At 71.7% G+C, this 23,610-nt stretch carries 13 protein-coding genes; 8 read left to right on the plus strand and 5 right to left on the minus strand.

Annotated features, from left to right (window positions below):
• Nucleotides 1-25: 25 nt before the first annotated feature.
• From HNR20_RS18690 to purE, 4 genes are all read left to right on the plus strand, one after another.
• Complete coding sequence (locus tag HNR20_RS18690; RefSeq protein ID WP_184181581.1) at nt 26-913, plus strand: hypothetical protein; 888 nt, start codon at nt 26-28, stop codon at nt 911-913.
• A gap of 110 nt (nt 914-1,023) precedes the next feature.
• A complete protein-coding gene (locus tag HNR20_RS18695) occupies nt 1,024-3,060 on the plus strand; it encodes a thioredoxin domain-containing protein (protein ID WP_184181583.1) in 2,037 nt (678 codons plus the stop codon).
• 120 nt (nt 3,061-3,180) lie between these two features.
• A complete protein-coding gene (locus tag HNR20_RS18700; RefSeq protein WP_184181585.1) occupies nt 3,181-4,356 on the plus strand; it encodes a 5-(carboxyamino)imidazole ribonucleotide synthase in 1,176 nt (391 codons plus the stop codon).
• A 26-nt stretch (nt 4,357-4,382) separates the two neighbouring features.
• A complete protein-coding gene (gene purE / locus HNR20_RS18705) occupies nt 4,383-4,874 on the plus strand; it encodes a 5-(carboxyamino)imidazole ribonucleotide mutase (RefSeq protein WP_184181587.1) in 492 nt (163 codons plus the stop codon).
• 173 nt (nt 4,875-5,047) lie between these two features.
• Here purE and HNR20_RS18710 read toward each other — a convergent pair whose 3' ends face one another.
• Together HNR20_RS18710 and HNR20_RS18715 are read right to left on the minus strand one after the other, a co-directional pair.
• A complete protein-coding gene (locus HNR20_RS18710) occupies nt 5,048-9,943 on the minus strand; it encodes an SCO7613 C-terminal domain-containing membrane protein (protein ID WP_184181589.1) in 4,896 nt (1,631 codons plus the stop codon).
• 150 nt (nt 9,944-10,093) lie between these two features.
• The gene (locus HNR20_RS18715) at nt 10,094-11,521 is read right to left on the minus strand and encodes a UDP-glucose dehydrogenase family protein (protein ID WP_184181591.1); all 1,428 of its coding nucleotides are present in this window, start codon (nt 11,519-11,521) and stop codon (nt 10,094-10,096) included.
• A 249-nt stretch (nt 11,522-11,770) separates the two neighbouring features.
• Between HNR20_RS18715 and HNR20_RS18720 the strand changes: the two genes are divergently transcribed.
• Nucleotides 11,771-12,943, plus strand: coding sequence for an acyl-CoA dehydrogenase family protein (locus tag HNR20_RS18720; RefSeq protein WP_184181593.1), 1,173 nt, complete (start codon nt 11,771-11,773; stop codon nt 12,941-12,943).
• Here the strand turns inward: HNR20_RS18720 and HNR20_RS18725 are convergent.
• Both HNR20_RS18725 and HNR20_RS18730 read right to left on the minus strand, forming a co-directional pair.
• Nucleotides 12,940-15,699, minus strand: a complete 2,760-nt coding sequence (locus tag HNR20_RS18725; protein ID WP_184181595.1) for a helix-turn-helix transcriptional regulator — start codon at nt 15,697-15,699, stop codon at nt 12,940-12,942. The genes HNR20_RS18720 and HNR20_RS18725 overlap by 4 nt on opposite strands.
• Nucleotides 15,700-15,844: 145 nt before the next feature.
• On the minus strand, nt 15,845-16,534 hold the full coding sequence (locus HNR20_RS18730) for an alpha/beta hydrolase (RefSeq protein WP_184181597.1): 690 nt from the start codon (nt 16,532-16,534) through the stop codon (nt 15,845-15,847).
• Between the two features lie 562 nt (nt 16,535-17,096).
• Here HNR20_RS18730 and HNR20_RS18735 point away from each other — a divergent pair.
• Together HNR20_RS18735 and HNR20_RS18740 are read left to right on the plus strand one after the other, a co-directional pair.
• Nucleotides 17,097-20,636 carry a S8 family serine peptidase gene (locus HNR20_RS18735; protein ID WP_184181599.1) on the plus strand — a complete coding sequence of 1,180 codons (3,540 nt, stop codon included), beginning with the start codon at nt 17,097-17,099 and terminating at the stop codon, nt 20,634-20,636.
• 367 nt (nt 20,637-21,003) lie between these two features.
• Entirely contained in the window at nt 21,004-22,224 is a 1,221-nt protein-coding gene (locus HNR20_RS18740) for a multidrug effflux MFS transporter (RefSeq protein WP_221310742.1), read from the plus strand.
• A gap of 36 nt (nt 22,225-22,260) precedes the next feature.
• Here HNR20_RS18740 and HNR20_RS18745 read toward each other — a convergent pair whose 3' ends face one another.
• Nucleotides 22,261-22,932, minus strand: coding sequence for a hypothetical protein (locus HNR20_RS18745; RefSeq protein ID WP_184181602.1), 672 nt, complete (start codon nt 22,930-22,932; stop codon nt 22,261-22,263).
• A gap of 23 nt (nt 22,933-22,955) precedes the next feature.
• Between HNR20_RS18745 and HNR20_RS18750 the strand changes: the two genes are divergently transcribed.
• Nucleotides 22,956-23,474, plus strand: a complete 519-nt coding sequence (locus tag HNR20_RS18750) for an acyl-CoA thioesterase (RefSeq protein ID WP_184181604.1) — start codon at nt 22,956-22,958, stop codon at nt 23,472-23,474.
• Nucleotides 23,475-23,610: the final 136 nt, after the last annotated feature.

Here is a 23,610-nt window from a genome sequence, read left to right on the forward strand (position 1 = left end):
CGACGCCCTCCCTCGAAGGGACATCATGCGACTCTCCGGGAAACGTCCCATCCACGCCGCAGCACTCGTGCTGAGCGTCGTGGCGGTCGGCACGCTGGCCGTCGCCGCACCGGCCTCCGCCAGAGCACCCGAGTCCGCCACGCTGGTAGTCACCGGCGATCCGGACGATCCGATCACTGAGGGCGAGGGGGTGGCGTTCTCCACCGCGTCCGGCGGCGGCTTCGACGTCTGGGGCACTGCGAACCACCTCACCGTCCAGGTCTTCGACCCACCCGCCGGTCCCTGGAAGATCGAGCTGAGCGCGCCGGTAGGCCAGCCGTTGGCGGTGGGCACCTACACCGGCGCCACCGGGAACACCTACGAGAGCCCGCTGCCCGGCATCGACCTGAGCGGTGCCGACCGGATCTGCTCGTTCGGGCAGACCGGCTCGTTCACCGTCACCGACATCTCCTGGGGCCCGCACGGCTATCTGGAGCGGTTCGACGCCACCTTCGAGCAACGTTGCAACTACAGCACGGGCTCGGCCCGGGGAGAGGTGCACGTCGAGAACCCGCCGGCACCGCCGGTGCTCGCCGTCGGAGTCGACGTGGCCGGGTCGGGCACGATCGACACCGGGACCGGCGAGGTGACGGTGCACGGCACGGTCACCTGCAGCGCACCGGCCACCGTGTACGTGGAGGGCGCCGTCCACCAGACGTGGCACGGTCAGCGGGCTGAGGGCATCGTCCGGGCCGAGGCGGCGTGCACCCCCGGCGCGCCGGTCGCCTGGACGTCCAGCACACCCACGTTCACCTCGGTCCCGTTCCGCCGGGGTGCCGTGACGGTGTCCGCGAACGCCCTCTCCTACGACACGACGTACGACGTCTTCGTCAGCGACGCCGACACCGCCGTGGTTCGGCTCAAGAAGGGTTGATGGTCTCCGGCCCGGGCCCCATGGCCCGGGCCGGCTGTTCCCGCGGTAGCGGGCTTGACCGTCCGGGTGGAGCCCGCGCGGTCCGCGCCGGGGCTGGCTATGGTCGTCAGGTGAACCGACTCGTCGACGCCACCAGTCCGTACCTGCTCCAGCACGCCGGCAACCCGGTCGACTGGTGGCCCTGGTCCGACGAGGCGTTCGCCGAGGCGAAACGGCGGGACGTCCCGGTGCTCATCTCGGTCGGCTACGCGGCCTGCCACTGGTGCCATGTCATGGCGCACGAATCGTTCGAGAACGAGCAGGTCGGCGCCCTGATGAACGACAACTTCGTGTCGATCAAGGTGGACCGTGAGGAGCGCCCGGACGTGGACGCGGTCTACATGACCGCGACCCAGGCGATGACCGGCCAGGGTGGCTGGCCGATGACCGTCTTCGCCACCCCGGACGGCACCCCGTTCTTCTGCGGCACCTACTTCCCGCGGCCCAACTTCGTCCAGTTGCTCCAGTCGGTCACCACCGCCTGGCGTGAGCAGCGCGAGGCGGTGCTGCGCCAGGGCGCCGCGGTGGTCGAGGCGATCGGTGGCGCGCAGGCCGTGGGTGGCCCCACCGCCCCGCTGGACGCCCCGCTGCTCGACGCGGCGGCCGCGAAGCTGGCCAGCGAGTACGACGCCACGAACGGCGGCTTCGGGGGCGCCCCGAAGTTCCCACCGCACATGAACATGCTCTTCCTGCTGCGCCACCACCAGCGCACCGGCGACCCGGCCAGCCTGGAGATCACCCGGCACACCGCCGAGGCGATGGCCCGGGGCGGCATCTACGACCAGCTCGCCGGTGGCTTCGCCCGGTACTCGGTGGACGCGCACTGGACGGTGCCGCACTTCGAGAAGATGCTCTACGACAACGCGTTGCTGCTGCGGGTCTACACCCAGTTGTGGCGGCTCACCGGTGACCCGCTGGCCCGCCGGGTGGCGCGGGACACCGTCCGGTTCCTCGCCGACGAGCTGCACCGGCCGGGGGAGGGTTTCGCCTCCGCCCTGGACGCCGACACCGAGGGCGTCGAGGGGCTCACCTACGCCTGGACGCCCGCCCAACTCGTCGAGGCGCTGGGCGAGGAGGACGGCCGGTTCGCCGCCGACCTGTTCACCGTCACCGACGAGGGCACCTTTGAGCATGGCATGAGCGTGCTGCAGATCGCCCGGGACGTCGACGACGCCGCGCCCGAGGTGCGCGCCCGCTGGCAGCAGGTGGTCGGGCGACTGCTCAACACCCGGGACACCCGCCCGCAGCCGGCCCGCGACGACAAGGTGGTGGCCGCCTGGAACGGCCTGGCGATCACCGCCATCGCCGAGTTCCAGCAGGTCGCCGCCTTGTACGCGTCCCCGCAGGACGAGGACGCCAACCTGATGGACGGCGTCACCATCGTCGCCGACGGTGCGATGCGCCAGGCCGCCGAGCACCTGGCCACCGTGCACCTGGTGGACGGCCGGCTGCGCCGGGTCTCCCGGGACGGCAAGGTCGGCGAGCCGGCCGGCGTGCTGGAGGACTACGGCTGTGTGGCCGAGGCCTTCTGCGCGCTGCACCAGCTCACCGGCGAGGGCCGGTGGCTCACGCTGGCCGGCGAGTTGCTGGACACCGCGTTGGCGCACTTCGCCGCACCCGGAGGCGCCTTCTACGACACCGCCGACGACGCCGAACGGCTGGTCGCCCGCCCGGCTGACCCGACCGACAACGCCACCCCGTCCGGCCGATCGGCGCTGATCGCCGGGCTGGTGGCGTACACGGCGCTGACCGGGGAGACGCGCTACCGGGAGGCCGCCGAGGCGGCGCTCGCCACGGTCGCGCCGATCGTCGGGCAGCACCCCCGGTTCGCCGGGTACGCGGCCATGGTCGGCGAGGCGCTGCTCTCCGGGCCGTACGAGATCGCCGTGGCGACCGACGACCCGGCGGGCGACCCCCTGGTGGCCGCCGCCCACCGGCATGCCCCGCCCGGGGCGGTGGTCGTCGCCGGACGTCCGGACCAGCCCGGTGTGCCGCTGCTCGCCGACCGGCCGCTGGTCGACGGCCGGTCCGCCGCGTACGTCTGCCGGGGCTTCGTCTGCCAGCGGCCGGTCACCTCGGTCGAGGAGCTGATCGCCGAGCTCGGCTGAGCCCACCGCCACGCCCGGTAGTCGCCGTGCCGCCCGCCGGCTGGTCTCCCCAGCGCCTTCGAGGCGGGTCGCCAGCCCTCCGGGTGGGCGTGCCGGCGGCCCGGATAGGCTGGCCGCGCTATGGATTCCCGTACCGGTCTGCCTGTTGTCGGCATGGTGGGTGGCGGCCAGTTGGCCCGAATGACCCATCAGGCCGCGATCGCCCTCGGCCAGTCACTGCGTGTGCTCGCGACCGCCCCCGATGACGGTGCGGCGCTCGTCGCTGCCGACGTCCAGTACGGCGAGCACACCGACCTGGCCGCCCTGCGTACCTTCGCCAAGGGCTGCGACGTGGTCACCTTCGACCACGAGCACGTGCCCAACGAGCACATCCGCACGCTGGCGGCGGAAGGGGTGACCCTGTACCCGCCGGCGGACGCGCTGCTGCACGCCCAGGACAAGCAGGTCATGCGGGAACGCCTGACCGAGCTGGGCGCGCCCAACCCGGCGTGGCGGCCGGTCGGCGAGCCCGCCGACCTCGTCGGCTTCGGTGAGCAGATCGGCTGGCCGGTGGTGCTCAAGGCGGCGCGGGGTGGCTACGACGGCCGTGGCGTCTGGATGGTCGACGACGCCGCCCAGGCCACCGAGCTGGCAGCCACGCTGCTCGCCGGTGGCACCCGGCTGATCGTCGAGGAGCGGGTGCCGTTGCGCCGCGAGTTGGCCGTACAGGTGGCCCGGTCGCCGTTCGGTCAGGTGGCCGCGTACCCGGTGGTCGAGACGGTGCAGTCCGACGGCATCAACGTGGAGGTGCTGGCCCCGGCGCCCGGCCTGGACGAGGAACTGGCGGTCGCCGCCCAGCAGCTCGCCATCGACCTTGCCACCGCGCTCGGTGTGATCGGCCTGCTGGCCGTGGAGCTCTTCGAGGTGCGTGACGACGCCGGCCGGCCCGCGATCGTGGTCAACGAGCTGGCGATGCGCCCACACAACTCCGGGCACTGGACCATCGAGGGTTCCCGGACCTCGCAGTTCGAGCAGCACCTGCGGGCGGTGCTGGACTACCCGATGGGCGACACCGCGCTGAGCGCTCCGGTCGTGGTGATGGCGAACGTGCTCGGCGGCGAGCCGGGCGGAATGTCGATCGACGAGCGGCTGCACCACCTCTTCGCTGCCGAGCCGGGCGCCAAGGTGCACCTCTACGGCAAGCAGGTGCGGCCCGGCCGGAAGATCGGGCACGTCACGGTGCTCGGCGACGACCTGGACGACGTACGGGCGCGGGCCGCGCGGGCCGCGCGCTGGCTGCGCGAGGGGCACGAGTGACCCCCTCGGTCGAGAAGGAGACCCCTGTGAGCACGGTCGGGCTGATCATGGGCAGCGACTCGGACTGGCCGACCATGCGGGCCGCCGCGGAGGTGTTGGACGACTTCGGCGTGGCGTACGAGGTGCGGGTGATCTCGGCGCACCGGACCCCGGTCGCGATGATCGAGTACGGCCGCTACGCCGCCGACCGCGGTCTGAAGGTGATCATCGCCGGGGCTGGCGGTGCTGCCGCGCTGCCGGGCATGGTCGCCTCGGTGACGCCGCTGCCGGTGATCGGTGTGCCGGTGCCGCTGAAGCACCTCGACGGCATGGACTCGCTGCTGTCCATCGTGCAGATGCCGGCCGGGGTTCCGGTCGCCACCGTGTCGATCGGCAACGCCCGCAACGCGGGCCTGCTCGCCGTACGGATCCTCGGCGCCACGGATGAGAACCTCCGCGCCAAGATGACGACCTACCAGCAGGACCTGGAAAAGCTGGTAGCCACCAAGGAAGCCGCCCTCCAAGCAACCCTCCCCTAACCCCCACCCCCGCCCCACCCCGCCCGCGATCTTGCACTTTCGGTCGGCACTTCGCGGTATTCGCGCCTTATGTCGCGACAGAAAGTGCAAGATCGCGCGAGGTGACGGGGGTTGGCGTGGGGACCCGGCATGCTTGCCGTGCCCAGGCGCCTACGCCGTGGGGACCCTCCGGTCTATCTCATTCCTCGTAGGGCGGTTTGTAGGCGGTCCTGGGCTCGGCGGCGGCGCTCGTTGCTCGCCCCGAGTATGAGCAGCAGGATGCCCACCGGGATGAGCGCGAGCCACGGGCCGAGGCTGAACAGCGCGTGGATCGCGGTGATCGCGGTGACCGACGCGCCGACGATCACCGGTGCCTGCTGCCGGCTGGACGAGCCGAAGATCAGCACCGCGACCGCGCCGAGCAGCAGCAGCATCTGCCGCAGCGTGCTGGACTCGGTGGCCAGCACGATGGCCAGCGTCGGCACGAAGGCGGTGACCAGTGCCGGCCCGTACGCCACCCAACTGCTCATGTCCGGCCGGTGGCGCAGCTCCAGGACTCCGACGAGAAGGGCCAGCGCGGCGAACGGCAGCGTGTACGCCTCCGGCAGCGCAACGTCGGCGACCCGCATCAGGATCCACCACGCGGTGATCTCGCAGACCACCACCGCCCAGAACAGGATCCGGCGTTCCACCGGCCGGCGACCGGGGCGGGTCGCCGCCACCCCGAGGACCGCACCCCAGGCGGCCAGCAGGGCGGCGATGTGTCGGGGCGAGTCGAAGGCGAGGGCCAGCGCGATCAGCGCGGCCGCGTACCCGCTCCACTGCACCGTGGCGGCCTCCCGCTGCGCCTCCGGCCGCCGCAGCTGGGGCAGGATCGCGGCAAGCACCTGCAGGACGGCTCCGACGGCGAGCACCCCGAACGCGGACCAGACCGCGGCCAACCCGGCGACCAGACCGGCGGTGAGGACGAAGAGCTGCGCCATCAGCGAGGCGAAGAGCCAGCCGAGGATGCGGGCCCGCTGGGTGGTCCCGAACAGGGCCGCCACCATGCCCACGCCGACCCCTCCGCCGAGGCTGAACAGGGTCAGCTCCTCGGCGGCGAGACTTCCGGCGAGTCCGGCGCCGCCCGCGGCCAGCCCGATGACGAACACCAGGATCCGGGCCAGCCGCAGCGAGCGGGCCGGCTCGACCAGCGGTGGTGGCGGGGTCAGCGCGAGGCCGAGCATCGAGATGGTGAACACGGAGAGCGCCGCGAGGGTGCTCGCCGGCCAGCCGCTGCCCAACGCGATGGGCGCGATCAGCAGCGTCACGGCGGCCCCGGGCAGCACCACCGGTACGGCACGGGAGCGTCGCCCACCGCTGAAACCGGTGGCGGCGAGTGCCGCGGTCGCCGTGAGCAGCAGCGCCGTCAGCACGTGGGTGGGGTCGACCACGTCCGAGGGTGGGGTGACCAGCTCCGGCGGCGGCCCCTGCCAGATCCTGCTCAGCGTGGCGTGTGGCGCGACCAGTGCGGCGACCAGCGCGGGTGCGATCGAGGCGAGTGCCAGGGCGGTTGGAAGAGCCGCTGCGGCCAGCGCGCCCGCAGCCGGGTTGACCCGCCACCGCCGCCGCTCCGGATCGTCCGGCAGTCGCCGTAGCGCGCCGTCGAGGCGTACCGCCCAGCGCCGGACCGGTTGTGCGGAACCGGTCGGCGGCACGGTGGCTGCTCGGATCAGCTCGGCCAGCACACCGAGCAGGGCGGCGGCGGCCGCGTAGACGCCGGCGGGGAGGCCGGTGGGGATGGCGGCGAGGGCGCTGATGGTGGCCCCGCCGACCACCGCCGCGCTGACCCAGGGCAGATATTGCGGCACCTGCCGGCGGACCGCGGCCACGGCGGCCAGGCCGAGGCTGGACGCGGCCAGCGCGGCGGTCAGCACCACCTGCGCCGAGTGTTCGTATTCGGCGGCCAGCGCAGCCACCGCACCGGGGAGGGCCAGCAGCGCGGCGCCGATCGCCGCACCACCGATCTGCACCAGGTGTGGTGGCATTCCCTCGGTTTCGATGTCGGTCACCCGTGGGCCGGCCAGGACGCGGGCCAGCGTGGCCACCACCACGCCGATCAGCGCGATGCTGCCGAGCGCCAGTGCCGTGGTCCACGGCCGGACCAGGCCGGCTCCGGCGGCGTGCAGCGCGACCACCCCGGCCACAATGGCCCGTGACAGCCCGGCGCGCGCCTCCTCCGTCGCCACTGCGGCCATTCCGTACATGGTGGCGACCATTCCGCCGACCAGGACCGGAGACCACCAGGCCAGATCGAACGCCGCCGGTGCGCCGATCGTGGCGAGCACGACCGCCACGCCGGACACGTCCCACCGCCAGGGTGGGGGGAGCAGGATGCCGGCGGCGAGGGCCAACAGGGCCAGGGCCACCGGTGCCTGCCACGTTGCGCCGCCAACGGGCGCGGCCGGCCAGCCGCTCAGGTCGCCGTCCCAGATCGGGCCGGGGGTGGCCAGCACGCCGACCCCACCGCGCACCGCCGACCAGCCGGCGAGTACGCCGATGAGGAGCCCGCCGATGGCGAGGCCGAGGATCGGCCCGCGCCGCCACTCCTCCGGCATGGTGCGTGCAGCCACGGCGACCATCAGGACCAGGGCGGCGGCCACCGCCAACTGCCCGCCCGGGGCGAGTACCGCCCCGATCCGCACCAGCGTGGCGATCAGAGCGGTGGTGACCGCCGCTGCGGCCAGGTCCGAGCCGTCGAGGGAGAGGTCGGCGCGACGGCCGGCGTCGATGGACGGGGCCAGGAAGAGCAGCACCGCCGCGACCAGCAGCAGCGCGCCCACCCAGGCGTCGGCGACGGTCGCTCCGGGCGCGCCGAACGCGGCGGCCGTGACCAGCAGCGCGCCCAGCCCGGTGCCGACCGACAGCGGCGCGGGGATGTGGCGCTGGGAGACCTGGACGACGGCGGCGTAGCCGAGGGTCACGCAGACCGCCAGGAAGCTGGCCGCCAGGACCGGGACGGTCACCTCCCGAAGGCTGGCCGGGGTGGGGGTCGGGTCGGTCGGCAGGCTGGCGGCCACGAACGCGGCCACCGCCCCGGGCAGCGCGAATGCCGCCCCTCCGGCGGCCCAGGCGGTGACGGTGTCGGAGGCGGCCGAGGCGATCCGGACCCGGGGCGCCAGGGCGACCAACGTGCCGGCCGCGAACAGGGTGAGCAGGACCGCAGCGGTGAGTGTGGGGCGGGACAGGCTGGCGCCGGCGCCGAACAGGCCCACCACGGCCGCCCCGATGGCGTGCGCCACCGCGGCTCGGTCGGTGCGGGCGGAGAGCCCGATGACCCCGATGCCGATCGCCGTGATCACCATCGGCCAGGGTGCCGCCGCCCAATTGAGACCGAGCGAGGCCGGGACGGCGAGCGCGGTCAGCGCCGCGCCGGCGACCGCGAATTCACGGCGGATCTCCGTGGGTAGGGCCAGCACCGCCGCGATGGTGAGCAGGAACGCGGCGCCCGCGAGCTGCCAGGTGGTCGGCCCGACCGCGGCGGCCAGCTCGGACGGGTACCGGTCGAGGTCGGCACCCCAGGCGGGCAGAGCCGCCCGGACCGGTGCCACCCCGGCGCGTAGCGCTCCTCCGGCGACCACCAGGCCACTGACGCTCAGCGCCACCGCCGAGGCGATCTGTGGCCCCCGGCGGGCCGCTTCGGGGACCGCCCGCACCGCCAGCCCGGTCACCGTGATGACCGCCGCGATCAGCAGCAACGCCCGACCAGGGAAGGCCACCGAGGCGATCCGGCTGAGCGCGCCGATCACGGCCAGGGTGACGATGCCGGCCGCGACGTCGGGCAGCGGCGGGCGACGCAGCACCAGCGCGCCGGCCAGCCCGACGGCGGCGGCCAGCAGCAGCACCAGTCCGGCGCCGGTCGCGATCGGCACGGTCTGTGCCCGGAGGAGGGCGGTGACCGCGTACGCCAGGGCGACCGCGACCGCGACCGAGTGCAGCAACCAGGTCAGTTCGCGCAGCCCGGGCACCGGGCGGGTCGGCCGCGTGTCGGCGGAGCCGGCGCTGGCGTCGATCAGCTCGGCGGCCTCCTCCGGGTCGCCCTCGGGCCGGGTTTCGGCGCCGCGCTGACGTGGTGCCGACGGGGTGCCCGGCGTCGGCAGGTCCTGCCCGACGGGGCGCTCCAGGGCCACGCCGGAGCGGGCCAGCCAGAGGTCGACGAGGGCGACCAGGGCCAGCACCAGCGCCCAGCCGCCCGGTCCGGTTATCCGGTCGTACGCCAGCAGTGGCAGCACCGGCTGCGCGGCGAGCACGGTGGCGAAGCGGGGTGCGCGCAGACCCGTCCAGCCGGCGTACCCGAACGCGACGCCGGCGGTGACCGCGAAGATCACCCCGGCGAAGACCGTGGCGGAGGCGTCGCTGGCGCCGATCCGTTCGACGGCCCAGAGGGCGTTGCCGGCGAGCGGCACCAGCAGCAGGCCGACTGCGGCGATGGTCTCGGCGGTCGAGGTGAGCCCGCGCCGGGTCAGCGCCGGCGGGGCGAGCAGCATCAGCACGGTGGCCAGGAGCAGGATGCCGAGCCGGGCCAGCGCGTCCATCGAGCTGGTCGCCACCGCGGCGAAGACCACCGCGGCCACCCCGAGCAGCAGCGCGCCCAGCCCGAGAGGGATGTTCTGCACCTCGCGCGACGAGGCCTCCGGGGGGTGCTCCGGGTCGTCCGCGTCCAGCCAGCTCGCCCGGGGCGGAGGCGGCGGCGGGTCCTCCGGGGCGGGCGGGGTGCCCTGGCGGGGCACCCGGGGCGGCGCGCCGGTGGTGGCGGTCGGTGGCCGCCGGCCGGGGCGTCGGCGTAGCACTCGGCGTGGCCGGGTGGCCTGCTTGAGTCGTTCCTCGCCGGCGTGGGCGAGGATGTCCCGCTGGAAGAGCGCGGCCTGCATCTTGGCGGCGATCTGCCGTTGCTCGCGGGCGATGGCGGCATCGCGTGCCTTCATCTCCGCGATCGAACGCTCGATGTCCGCTAGGTGCTCGACCCACTGTGGCTGGTCAGCCCCGCAGTGCGGGCAATGGACGGCCGGCTTGATCTCCCGGCCGCACGAGGAGCATTGAAAGTTCGCCACGACACCCCTCCACCCGCACTGTGGACTCCCACTGTCGCAGCATGCCCAAAGCTGGCGCGGATTTCGACTCTTGTCGGCGGGTCCGGGGCAAACAGACGACACCGGCCGGCCACCGAGATGCTCGATGGCCGGCCGGTGTGGGTCTTTCCGTCAGGGGCGGCCCATGCCCCGGTACTCCCAGCCGGCCTGGGTCCACAGCGCCGAGTCGAGGCAGTTGCGCCCGTCGACCACCTTGCGGCCGTTGACCAGCTCGCCGAGGGCGACCGGGTCGGCGTTGCGGAAGTCGGCCCACTCGGTGAGGACGCAGACCAGGTCGGCGCCGGAGACCGCCTCGTTGATGCCGGTCTCGTAGGTCAGCTCGGGGACCGCGCGGCGGGCGTTCTCCGTGCCCTGCGGGTCGTACACGTGCACGTCGGCGCCGGCTTTCTGCAGCAGCGCGGCGACGGCGAGCGCCGGGGCGTCGCGGACGTCGTCGGTGTTCGGCTTGAAGGTGGCACCGAGCACGGCGATCCGGGTGCCGGAGAAGTCCGGGCCGGCCGGCCCGGAGCGGCGGCCGAGCAGGTCCGCGGCGAGCTGGAGCACCCGGGTACGACGGCGCAGGTTGATCAGGTCGACCTCGTGCAGGAAGCGCAACGCCTCGCCGGCGCCCAGCTCCTGGGCACGGGCCTGGAAGGCCCGGATGTCCTTGGGCAGGCAGGCGCCACCGAAGCCGAGGCCGGCCTGGAGGAACCGGTTGCCGATGCGCGGGTCGTACCCGATCGCGCGGGCGAGTTGGGTGACGTCGCCGCCGGAGGCCTCGCAGACCTCGGCCATCGCGTTGATGAAGGAGATCTTGGTGGCGAGGAAGGCGTTCGCGGCGACCTTGACCAGCTCGGCGGTGGCGAAGTCGGTGACGACCAGGGGCACCTCGCGGTCCTCGGTGGCGGCCAGGTCGAACACGCCCTTGTGCGCGGCGTAGAGCATGCCGTTCGCCCACTCGCTCTTCACGCCGACCACGATCCGGTTGGGCCGCAGGACGTCGTCGACGGCGAAGCCCTCCTGGAGGAACTCGGGGCTCCACGCCACCTCGACGCCCAGGTCGTGGGGGGTGTGCTTGCCGACCAGTTGCTCCACCCACTCGGCGGTGCCGACCGGCACGGTGGACTTGCCGACGATCAGCGCCTTGCGGGTCAGGTGCTGCGCGAGGCCGGTGACCGACGCCTCGACGTACGACAGGTCGGCGCCCATCCCGTCGGCCCGCTGGGGGGTGCCGACGCAGATGAAGTGCACGTCGCCGAAGTCGGCGGTCTCGGCGATGTCGGTGCTGAACCGCAGGCGGCCGGCGGCGAGGTTGCGCCGGAGCAGCTCGTCCAGGCCGGGCTCGTGGATCGGCACCTGGCCGGCGTTCAGCATCGCGATCTTGTCTGCGTCGACGTCGAACCCGAGCACTTCGTAGCCCAGTTCGGCGTAGCAGATGGCGTACGTCGCACCGAGGTAGCCGGTCCCCAGGAACGTCACCCGCGGCCGAGGCGCGCCCGAGGGCGGTGTCACCGCGGCGATGGCGGGGGTCGGCTGGATGGTGGGGTAGGGGATCGTCACGCCTGTCTTCTCCGCTCGCACTGGCGGCGCGTCGTCGCGTCGCATTCTGCTGCGGCGCCTGGGCGGGGCACCGGTGGGTGGCTCACTGTTGTCCACCATCATTGCCCAGCGGCGTGGGTGCACCCTCATGCCCATACCTACGCGCCGGTAACATCTCCTGAACTGCAGTCGCTAGTCTTCAGTCTGCGCGGTCGGCGGTCAGGAGTCGTCACAGACTGCGCATGATAGCGGTGAAGGGGAGGGGCCAACATGGCCGCAGGCGAGTCGTTCGACGTCTACCGGTTGCCGGAGGAGCACGAGGCGATCCGGGAGGCGGTGCGTGAGGTCTGCGCGGCGAAGGTTGCCCCGCACGCGGCCGAGGCCGACGAGACCGGAGAGTTCCCCAAGGCGTCCTACGACGCTCTGCGGGCGGCGGACTTCCACGCACCGCACATCCCCGAGGAGTACGGCGGCGCGGGCGCAGACGCGCTGGCCACCGCAATCGTGATCGAGGAGGTTGCGCGCGCCTGCGCGTCCTCCTCGCTGATCCCCGCCGTGAACAAACTTGGCACGATGCCGTTGTTGTTGTCCGGTTCCGAGGAGCTCAAGCGTCGCTACCTGACGCCGGTCGCGGCCGGTGACGCCATGTTCTCGTACTGCCTGTCCGAGCCGGAGGCGGGCAGCGACGCCGCCTCGATGACGACCCGGGCGGTGCGTGACGGGGATCACTGGGTGCTCAACGGCGTGAAGCGCTGGATCACCAACGCGGGCGTGTCCGAGTTCTACACCGTCTTCGCCGTCACCGACCCGGCTGCCCGCTCCCGGGGTATCTCGGCGTTCGTGGTCGAGAAGTCCGATGCCGGCGTGAGCTTCGGCGCGCCGGAGAAGAAGCTCGGCATCAAGGGCTCGCCGACCCGTGAGGTCTACCTCGACAACGTGCGGATCCCCGCCGACCGGATGATCGGCGCGGAGGGCACCGGCTTCGCCACCGCGATGAAGACCCTGGACCACACCCGGGTCACCATCGCCGCGCAGGCCGTCGGGATCGCGCAGGGCGCGCTCGACTACGCCAAGGGGTACGTGGCGGAGCGCCGCCAGTTCGGCAAGGCGGTCGCCGAGTTCCAGGGCGTCCAGTTCATGCTCGCCGACATGGGCATGAAGCTGGAGGCGGCCCGGCAGCTCACGTACGCCGCGGCCGGCAAGTCCGAGCGTGGTGACGCGGACCTCACCTACTTCGGCGCGGCGGCCAAGTGCTTCGCCTCCGACGCCGCGATGGAGATCACCACCGATGCGGTGCAGCTGCTCGGCGGTTACGGCTACACGCGGGACTACCCGGTCGAGCGGATGATGCGGGACGCCAAGATCACCCAGATCTACGAGGGCACGAACCAGGTGCAGCGGATCGTCATGGCACGGCAGCTGCTCGGTTCCCGGCAGGCCTAGGCACCGCCCGGTGCGCGGTCCTTGTCGATCAGCGTGAGGGCGTCTCTCAGACCTGCCCGCGAGGTGATGCCGAGTTTGGGAAAGATGCGATAGAGGTGCGCTCCGACGGTCCGTGCCGACAGGAACAGCTCCTCGCCGATCTCCTTGTTGGTCATCCCGGTCGCGGCCATCTGGGCAACGAGAGATTCGCGGCCGGTCAGGCTCTCGGTTCGTGGCTGAGGGCCTGGCCGCTGGCCCGCTGCCCGGAGTTCCTGATCAGCTCTTTCCGTCCATCTCGTCGCGCCGAGACGTTGGAACGCCGCAGAGGCCCGACCGAGGTGTTCACGAGCAGCGCGACGTGACCGGCTTCTGCGGAGGTGTTGGCCGAACAGCAGTTCAACGCGGGCCCGGTCGAACGGCCACCGGTCAGCCTCCGGTGTCGCGAGAGCCCGGTCGAACAGACTCGGCGCGATGTCGTCGGCGGAGACGAGAGCCTCGGCGGCCGTCACCAGCATGCTGAGTCGGCCGGAGATCGTCTCCAGCCGCGCGGCACGAGCCGCCGCGACGTGGGCCCGGGCCTCGGCGTGACGGTTGGTCCGGACCGCGGCCTCGACCACGTCGAGCACGGCCCAGATCGCCACCGGACGGAACGGCGGGATGGTGCCAGCGGGCCCAATCGAGGTCGCCTCCCGATATGCCTCCTCGTAGTCCTGCCGACCCAGTGCGACCAGAGCGCGGGTGTAGTGGCAGAGATGGCTCACCACGACCACACCTCTGGGTACGGCCCAGTAGATGAGCTCGTTGGTGATTCGCCGCGCTGTTTCGTCATCGCCGCGGACGGCAGCGAGCGTGGCGATCCAGTGTTGGGTGGCCCAGCGGAAGAGCCGGAGTCCGTTCTGGTTGGTCAAGGACAGCGACTCGGCCAGGTACCGCTCGCTGTCCTGCCACTGCCCCATGAAGTAGGAGTCGAGCGCCAGCAGTGCCAACGCCTGTGTCATGACGTTCGTGTCGTCGGCGGCGCGTCCCATCTCCAGCGCGCGATGCAGAGCGGCGCGACAGCCAGGAAGCCGATCGACCCAGGAACTGGCGAGCCCGACCAGGACGATCTCACCGGGGTCGTCGACCTGATCCAGAGTCTCGATGAGTCGGTCGAGTTGTCGGAACTCGGCCTCGTCGGCGTTCGCCGGATCCGAGTGGGTGTGCCGCATCAGCACGACAACGTCGATTGCCGGGTTGTTCAGGCGCGATACGAGTGCGTCGAAGGCCGGCCAGAGTTGGCGCCGCCCACCGAAGAAGCAGACGTACAGCAGGGTGAGCAGGGCTGCCCTGATCTGGAAGATCGGATGTGACTTCTCGCTCACCGCGTCCAGGGCGCCCGCGAGGACGCGGTGAGCGGTGTCGACGTCACCGTCCGCGTTGAGAATGACGAAGGATGTGGCAACCGCCGTGTCCAGAGAGCCCGCGTGCGCGGAATCGAGCTGGCGGACCTCGCGCAGAGTGTCGCCGGCCAGCGCGATCCCGCCGCCCAGGTGAGCACCTACGTAGGCCGCGGCAGCCAAGCGCCGGGCGCGCTTCGGTTTGGCGGGGCTGAGCATCGAGGCGTTGGTGAGGGCGGTGACAGCGCCGACGGTGTCGCCTCGACTGACCAGCCGGTAGCCCGCTTCTTCCAGCGAGGACGCCGCTCGCTCGTCGGGTCCGCGACTGCTCTGCGCGAGGTGCCAGGCCCTTCGGTCCGGGTCGTCACGTACAGCCTCCGCCAGCCGGGCGTGGACCCGGCGCCGCTCTGCGGCGGTGGAGGCGTTGACAACGGCGGCTCGTGTCAAAGGATGTGCGAACGCCACTCGCGTGCCCTGGTCGGCGATGTGGATGAGTCGGGCGCGTTCCGCGGGCGCGAGTGACTCCAGCAACCGCTCGCCCGATTCGACCTCAAGGCCACGGAGACTCCCGGTTGCCTCAAGAGCGGCGAACAGCAGCGACTGTCGTGTGGCATCCGGCAGGTTCTCGATCCGGGACGAGAACGCCGCCTGGAGCCGCCGGTTCAGCGGTACGACGGACAGGTCGACCACCGAGCTGTCGTGGCCCTGGTCCGTCAGAATCAACGGCAGCTCGACGAGGGCCAGCGGGTTCCCGGCCGCCACGGCCAACACCCTCCGTCTGATCGCCGGTGTCAGATCGGGGTAGCGAGCCAGCAGTATTTCTGTCGCCGCCTGCTCGTCAACAGGGGTGAGCTCGTACTCGTCCAGCCGTGCCCGCTCGAAGAAGCCCTCAGCCGCCGGACGCGTCGACCCGAGAAAGCCGACGCGCGTTCCGGTGAGCCGCCGGGCCAGGAGCGTGAGCACTGCGGCGCTCGACCGGTCCAGCCACTGGAGGTCGTCGACGAGGACGAGGGTCGGTGCTTCGCGCGCCGCGGCACGCAGCAGGTGCCGCAGCGCCTCGGCCACGGCCAGCCGATCCAGGGTCACCGAGGTATTTGGATCGAACAGGGCTTCGAGGACGGAGGCGCGCTCGCCCGCGAGGGTGGGGATCGAGTCGACGGCCGGACTCAGGATCTGTTGCAGGCCGGCGAAACTGATGTCCGCCTCGAACTCGACTGCGGTCGCTGCCAGGACTCGGCCGCCCTGCTTCGTCCAGAGCTGGGCCGCGTGTCGAAGCAGAGTGGTCTTCCCGAGACCGGGTTCGCCGACAATGACGAGTGATTGCCCAGATTCACGTGAGCGCTCGCAGAATCCGTCAACTATCTCGAGGGCATCGTTTCTGCCGACGATGTCTGGCGCCATGTTCCCGTCATGCTCTGTGTCGTCATCCGCGGCCACGTCAGTGGCAACCTGGGCACGACAGAGTCTATCTCCGGGATTTGGTGAGCCTCGCCGCGTGGAGTGTGTGGCGTGTGCGCCAGCGGCACACGCCACATATGGCTCTCTCCTACGCGGAGGCGAGTTCGTCCCTGATGAGCCGAGCGAGCGCTGTCGGCTGGGACAGGAACGGGGAATGGGATGTGGTCATCCGGACGACCCGTCCGGCCCGGTTGGCGAAGTGCTCTTGCGCGAAGGGCGGAAGAGCGTTGTCAGCCTCGCAGATGACGTACGTGCTGGGGACGGTGTGCCACGCGGCGTTGGTCTGTTCCTGGGTCTTCGAGCTGTAGGACTGGTAGCCCAACTGCGTCACGGCCTGCCGTGCGATCTCCGGGTCGACGTCGCCGTAGAACACCTCCGTCGGGTTCAACGCCTCGACATATGTGCCGGTGTCCTGGTGGATCTTCCACCACGGCGGCGGCGACCCGCCCGCGCTGGACAGAAGCGATTCGCCGACCTCGATCTGGAAGGCGGCGAGATAGACGATTCGCTGCACGTTGTCGATGCCAGCCAGGGCCTGGCTCGTGGGGATGCCGCCGTACGAGTGGGCCACGACGACGACAGGGCCGTCGATTACGGCGACAGCGTCCCGGATGAGCGACGCATCCTGGTGCATGTCACCCAGTTTTGCCGGCTCGTCGCCGCTGCTGGCCAGTGTGACGGTGTGAACGTCGACATCCCGCAGTTCGTCAGTCAGGAGTGCCAGGTGCTCGGGCTTGTGCCAGGCGCCCGGAACGAGGACGAGTGACGGTACGGACAACGAAGCCTCCAGATGTGCATGACGTGACGGGCCGCTGATTCGTGAACTGCGTCGACCGATTCGTACGACCGATTGGAATGGCTGTGTCGCAATTCCGGCCGCTACCGAGTCTGGCGCGCCGCGTTCCCCTGCCGCGTCAGTCATGTGACTGCATCACCTGCGACCTGCCGTGGGTCGTGTCCCAGGATGCGAGCGCAGCCAGCGTCGTGTTCGGGGTCGCCTCGGCCGGGCCGCCGGGCCGCCGAGCCGCCGAGCGGGTGGGGCCTCATACATCGGGAAACAGTCAAGATCCACGGCCGAAACAAACGGCCGGAACATTAGGATCTGCCCTGCCCCCTGTTGATCAACTTAGGGAAATGCGTTGCTACCTCCACGCCTCCGCGGACGTGGGCCGATCGCGCTGTGCACCGCTCTCGCGGTGCTCGCCCTATCGCCCGCCCTGGCCTCGGCCGGATCCGCCGCCCTCCCGACCACATCCTCTGCCGCGTCTACCGCTCCGCCGGCTGGGGCGACCACCCCCACCGTCACCCTGATCACCGGTGCGAAGGTCACCGCCACCAGGATGGCCGACGGAAGCCTCAGTCCTCAGGTGCGCGACGCCGAGGGCCGGCTGACCGGGTTCACCTCGTCCCGGGAGGGAGGGGACACCTACGTCTACCCGCACGGCGTGCTGCCGTACGTGGGCGCCGGGCTGCTCGACAAGCAGCTGTTCAACCTCTCGGAACTGCTGGCGGACGGGTACGACGACGCGCAGCGTGGTCAGCTCCCGCTGATCGTCACCTACGGCACCGCCGCCGCCCGCTCCCGTACCGCCTCGGCGCCGGAGGGCGCCCGCGACGTGCGCAGGCTGGACAGCATCCAGGGCGCTGCGCTGACCGTCGAACGCTCGGAGACCTTCTGGTCCTCGATCACCGGCGGCGGGGAGATGGCCGCCCGTTCCACCGGCAACCGGCTCGCGCTCGTCGGCGGCATTGCCAAGATCTGGCTGGACGGCAAGGTCGAGGCCGACCTCGCCGACAGCACCGCGCAGGTCGGCGCCCCCCAGGTCTGGGCGTCCGGGAACACCGGCAAGGGTGTCGACGTCGCCGTCCTGGACACCGGCATCGACACCAACCACCCCGACTTCGCCGGCCAGATCGCCGCCACCGAGTCCTTCGTTCCCGGTCAGACGGTGAAGGACGTCTACGGCCACGGCACGCACGTCGCCTCCACCCTCGCCGGCACCGGCGCGGCCTCGGGCGGCACGGAGAAGGGCGTCGCCCCGGGCGTGCGGCTGCACGTCGGCAAGGTCATCGGCGACGACAACGCCGGCCAGGAATCGTGGATCATCAGCGGCATGGAGTGGGCCGTCCACGACCAGCACGCCAAGATCGTCAACATGAGCCTCGGGGCCGACCCCACCGACGGCACCGACCCGATGAGTGTGGCGCTCAACGAGCTCAGCGAGGAGACCGGGGCGCTGTTCGTCGTCTCTGCCGGCAACGCTGGTCCCGGCCCGTACACGGTCGGCAGCCCCGGCAGCGCGGACGCCGCGCTGACCGTCGGTGCCGTCGACAGCACCGACGTCCTCGCCGGCTTCTCCAGCCAGGGGCCGCGGATCGGCGACCGTGCCCTCAAGCCCGACATCACCGCCCCCGGTGTCGGCGTCCTGGCCGCCCGCTCCCAGGACTCCGCCGGCGAGGGCTGGTACCGCCTCGGCGACGGCACCTCGATGGCAGCCCCGCACGTCGCGGGCGCTGCCGCGCTGTTGGCCGCTCAGCATCCCGACTTCACCGGAAAGCAGCTCAAGGAAGCCCTGGTCAGCACCGCGAAGGCGGTCGGTGGGCTCAACCCCTACCAGGGCGGCAACGGCCGACTGGACATCGCCGCGACCACGACCGCGTCCGTCGTCGCCACCACCAGCGCCGACTTCGGGTACCCCGAGTGGCCGACCGCCCCGCAGGGCACGGTCGAACGGGAGGTCCGTTACACGAACCTCAGCGACATCGCTGTCACCCTCGATCTCGCCGCGACCGTCGACGGTGGCCCGGAGAACCTCTTCACCCTGTCGTCCCGGCAGATCACCGTCCCGGCGCGCGGCGTCACCTCGGTGACCGTGGTCACGGACTTCGACCGCGTGCCAGCCGACAATCCCTTCGCGGGCTTCCTCACCGCCACCGACGCCTCCGGCGCGGTCCGCACCCGCACCGCGCTCGCCGTCGGCCGTGAAGGCGTGCGCCACCGCCTCACCTTCAAGGCCAGGGACCGCAGTGGCAAGCCGACCGGTGGAGATCTCCTCCTGCTCGGCCAGGACAACACTGTCCTGCAGCAGCAGATCGACGCCACCGGAACCCTGGAGCTGCGGCTGCCCCCGGGCACGTACGCGGCGTGGCTCAAGACCGAGGTCGAGGGCGCGAACGGGCCGAACTCACGCGGGCTCGGCGTGCTGCCCGTACCGGAGATCAGCCTCGACCAGGACCGCACCGTCAATTTCGACGCCACCAAGGCACGCCGGGTCACGGTGGACACGCCACAGGAGTCGACCCTGGACGGTGCCCGCATCGAAGTGTCCCGCGACTTCGGCGGCAACCTCTGGACCGACGGGTGGTTCCTGGACTCCGCGTACGACAGCGTCTGGGTGCTGCCCACCGACCGCAAGGTCACGAAGGGCAAGTTCTCCTTCAGCACCCAGTGGCGCACCGTGCAGCCCGCGCTGACGGTGACGGCCGGTGGCCGTGACTACGACGACCTGCGGGTGCAGCGGGCCGGGACGCCGTTGCCCCGGGGTGCTCAGCACCTCGACGCGGTGTTCGCCGGCGCCGGTGGCAACAGCGGGTACGCCTCGCTGAACGCCCGTGGCAAGGCCGTCGTGGTGCGCCGCAACGATGCCGTACCCCTGGACAAGCAGGCAGCGGCGGCGGCGTCCGCCGGCGCCCGTCTCCTGGTGGTGGTGAACGACGGCAGCGGGCGCCTCACGCCGTGGCCGGGTTCGGTGTGGGTGCCACAGGACCCGCCGCCGGTCACCGTGGCCACCCTCACCCGGGATGAAGGCGAGCAGTTGATCGCCCGGATCACGCACGAGAAGCGGGTCCGGCTCGACGTCACCTCCCACCCGACCACCGAATACGTCTACGACCTGATTCGCGACTACCCCGGTGCCATCCCAGCGGACCTTGCCCAGCGGTTCACCCCGCGCGACCTGGCCCGAGTCGACATGTCCCTGCGTAACTGGCGTCCCGGCCGGGCGCTGGAGACGCGCGCCGGCGTCACCGCGTCGGGTTCGTTGAGCGGCATCGACTACCACGAGGTCCCGGCGCGCGGCGAACGCACCGACTGGGTCACCGCCGGTACGCGGTGGACCACGAACGTCACGGTGCCGGACGAGCAGGCCCAGCAGACGGCACCCACCGCCTACCGAGCCGGCTCGGTCCAGGAGGAGCGGTGGTTCGGCCCGGTGCAACGGCCCCGGCTGCTGACGACCAGCACTGTCTTCCGGGGCGACGGTGACGCGATCTCCGCACTGATCCCCGGCTGGGGCGACTCCGGCACCGCGCACGAGGGCAGCACCTCCGGCAACCTGGCCGTCGACAACACCCTGCGGCTCTACCAGGGCAACAAGCTCGTCGGCGAGGCCAACCGTTCCCAGCCGATGATGAGCAGCCAGGTCCTCAGCCCGGAGCCGCTGCCGTACCGACTCGTGTCGGAGAACAAGCGTGACGGCTGGGCCGGGCCGTACTCCACCGCCACCAGGACGGAATGGGGCTTCACCTCGGGCAGGATCGAGCCTGGCGTCCTCTGGTGGGAACCGTCCCTGATCCAGCTCGACTACGCCGTCGACACCGATGTCGACGGAAAGGCGAAGCGTGACGCCGAACTCACGGTCACCGCGCTGCACCTGCCGACGGCGACCGAGGCGTCCGCCATCCGCACGGTGACGGTGGACGTGTCGTACGACGACGGCGTCAGCTGGCACGACGCCAAGCTCAAGCACAAGGGCGACGGCTGGCGTACCCGGATCGACGCCCCGCGTAAGGCGGATTTCGTCACCCTGCGCACCACCGCCCGGGACGCCCGGGGTAACAGCGTGGAGCAGCGCATCACCCGGGCCTTCGGCCTGCGGTGATCGAACGGAGGGCGGGGACCGGCATCGGTCCCCGCCCTTCGTCTGTCCGGCCCGCGCCGGCTCAAGCCTCGGTGCGGGCGCGATCGACGTGGCGTGACTCCCCACACATCGGGAACGTCGTATGGCTTCCGGGCGTTGGCGACCGAGAGAATCACCCCACCCCCACCACAACCCCGTCTCGACCCTTTTCCGCTGCCCACCGTCGGGCACCCACGCCGTGCCCCCCGCATCCGTGGATGCGGTGACGTCGTGACGCACACGCTTCCGCAGAGAGATCGAGATGATGAAGCAGTTGGTGGACCAGACCGGGCCCGGCACCCGGGTGGAGAGCCCGAGCACGACCGAGGACGTGTTGCCCGGCGACCTGATGAGCAACCGTCAGCGGGTACAACTCGTCCTCGTGCTGGGTGCGTTGATCGCGATCGGGCCGTTGACCATCGACATGTACCTGCCCGCGCTGCCCGCCATCACGGCAGGCATGCAGACCACCGAGACCGCGGTGCAGTTGACGCTGACCGGCACCCTGATCGGCCTCGCGCTGGGTCAGTTGCTGATCGGGCCGCTCTCTGACGTGGTCGGGCGGCGTAAGCCACTGCTGGCCGGTCTGGCCGCGCACATCGTGGCATCCGTGCTGTGCGTCTTCGCACCCAACATCGCCGTGCTCGGCGCGCTGCGCGTGCTGCAGGGGCTCGGCGTCGCCGCCGCCACCGTCGTCGCGACGGCCGTCGTCCGCGACCTGTTCAGCGGCGCCAGCTTCGCCCGGATCTTCTCCCGGCTGATGCTCGTCATGGGCCTGGCGCCGATTCTCGCGCCGACCCTGGGCAGCGGCCTGCTGAGCTGGACCGACTGGCGGGGCATCTTCGCGGCGCTGGCGGTGCTGGGTGCGCTGCTGATCGTCGTGGCCGCGTTCCGGCTCACGGAGACCCTGCCGGTGGCGCGTCGTCGGCACGGTGGGGTGGGCGCGACCCTGCGCGACTACCGGGGACTGCTCAACGACCGGGCGTTCGTCGGTCTGGTGCTGGTGGCCGGGCTGGCGATGGCGGCGCTGTTCGCGTACGTCTCGGGGTCGTCGTTCGTGCTTCAGGAGCAGTACGGCCTCGACGAGCAGCAGTTCGGCCTGGCCTTCGGGGCCGGTGCGGTGGGGCTGATCGCGGCCACCCAGTTCAACGTCCGGTTGCTGCGCCGCTACACCCCGCAGCAGATCCTGGTCAGCGCCCTCGTCGCGGGGACGGCAGCCGGGCTGCTGCTGGTCGTGTTCGCCGCGACCGAGTTCGGTGGCCTGGGCACCCTGCTCGCGTGCCTGTGGCTCGTCCTGGCCGCCGCAGGCCTGGCCCTGCCGAACGCTCCGGCGCTGGCCATGAGCCGGCACAGCGAGGCTGCGGGTACCGCTGCGGCGCTGCTCGGAGCCGTCCAGTTCGGCGTCGGTGCGCTGTCGGCGCCGCTGGCGGGGCTGTTCGGCACCGGGAGCGTACCGATGGCGGTCGTCATCGCGGGCGGCATGGCCGCCGCGCTGATCGTCATGATCCTCGTCGTGCCCCGCGCCGACCTCGGCACGGTCGACCCGGACCTGGCGGTCGCTCTGCACTAGAAAGAGGGCGGGCCGGTGATCCGGCCCGCCCGACCATCAGCGGATCTCGGTGGTGTCCTCGGGGCGCGGTTGGCCGCGCGGCGGGGCGGACCAGGGCGACTCACCACCCACTCGGCGTGGCAGTGGCTCGGTCGGTGTCGGATCGGCTGGGTAACCCAGAGTGAGCGGCGCGGTGTCGCGCTCCGCGGGCGCCGGGGGCGGCCAGTCGGTCAGCGTGAAGTCGTCGTTGCGGGGGCCCGCGTCGGACACCGGGACCGGCGTCACGGCCGGCTCGGTCACCGGGCGCGGCCATTGCCGCCAACGCTGCCCGCTGAAGGTCGCCATCAGCAGCAGCAGGCCGATCAGGAAGAGCGTGCCGTTCTCCACGGGCAGCCGTAGCGGCAACGGATCGCCGAGCACCTTCCACTCGTGCGGGACCGCGTCCCGTACCGAGAAGGGCGCCACGAACATCCCGATGTACGGGGTGACCAGCAGCAATCCCGCCACCAGCGGGCCCAGCGGCGAGAAGCGCAGCGTGGCGAGCAGGCCCAGCAGGACGCCGCCGACACCGAGGTAGACGGCCGGCTCGATCAGGTTCGCGGTGTTGAACGTGCCGGTCTCCACCCAGCGGTCGACCGTCCGGCTCGACCCGTCCTGCCCCAGTGTGATCAGCACCCAGGTGATGGGCGCCACCACCAACCCGGCGAGGAAGCTCCAGAGATGTCGCATCCGCGCACCGTACCGTTTTCGACATGACTGAGCACCTCTCCGCCGCACCGATCGGCAAGCCGACGTCGTACTCCCGCGTCACGCTGAGCAAGATCATGACCGCCGTGGACGTGAACCTCTACGGCACCGTGCACGGCGGAGTTCTGATGAAGTTCGTCGACGACGTGGCGGGGGCCGCCGCCGCCCGGCACAGCGGCGGGACGGCCGTGACCGCGGCGATCGACGAGATCGTCTTCTCCGAGGCGGTCCGGGTCGGCGACCTCGTGCACGCGCACGCGCAGGTGAACTGGACCGGCCAGACCTCGATGGAGGTGGGCGTGCGGGTGGTCGCCGAGCGCTGGGACTCGGCCGAGGACGCGCCGGTCCGGGTGGCCACCGCGTACCTGGTCTTCGTCGGGGTGGACGTGAGTGGGGCGCCGCGGGTGGTCCGCCCGGTGCTGCCGGAGACGGCGGAGGACGAGCGCCGGTACAAGGAGGCCGAGATCCGACGGGCGCACCGCCTCGCCCGCCGCCGCGCCATCCAGGCCCACCGCGCCGGCTGAGACGCGGCCACACAGGTCGGGACCGGGGCATGTGGGACGGGCACGCGTCGGTTGGGGCAGCCGGTGCGCAGAATGGCGCTTCGAGGTAAGGCAAGATGGCGCCACGGCCCATTCACAGTGTCGTGCCGGGCCAGGG

Origin of the sequence: Micromonospora parathelypteridis, from assembly GCF_014201145.1 — a bacterium.
Taxonomy (GTDB): domain Bacteria; phylum Actinomycetota; class Actinomycetes; order Mycobacteriales; family Micromonosporaceae; genus Micromonospora; species Micromonospora parathelypteridis.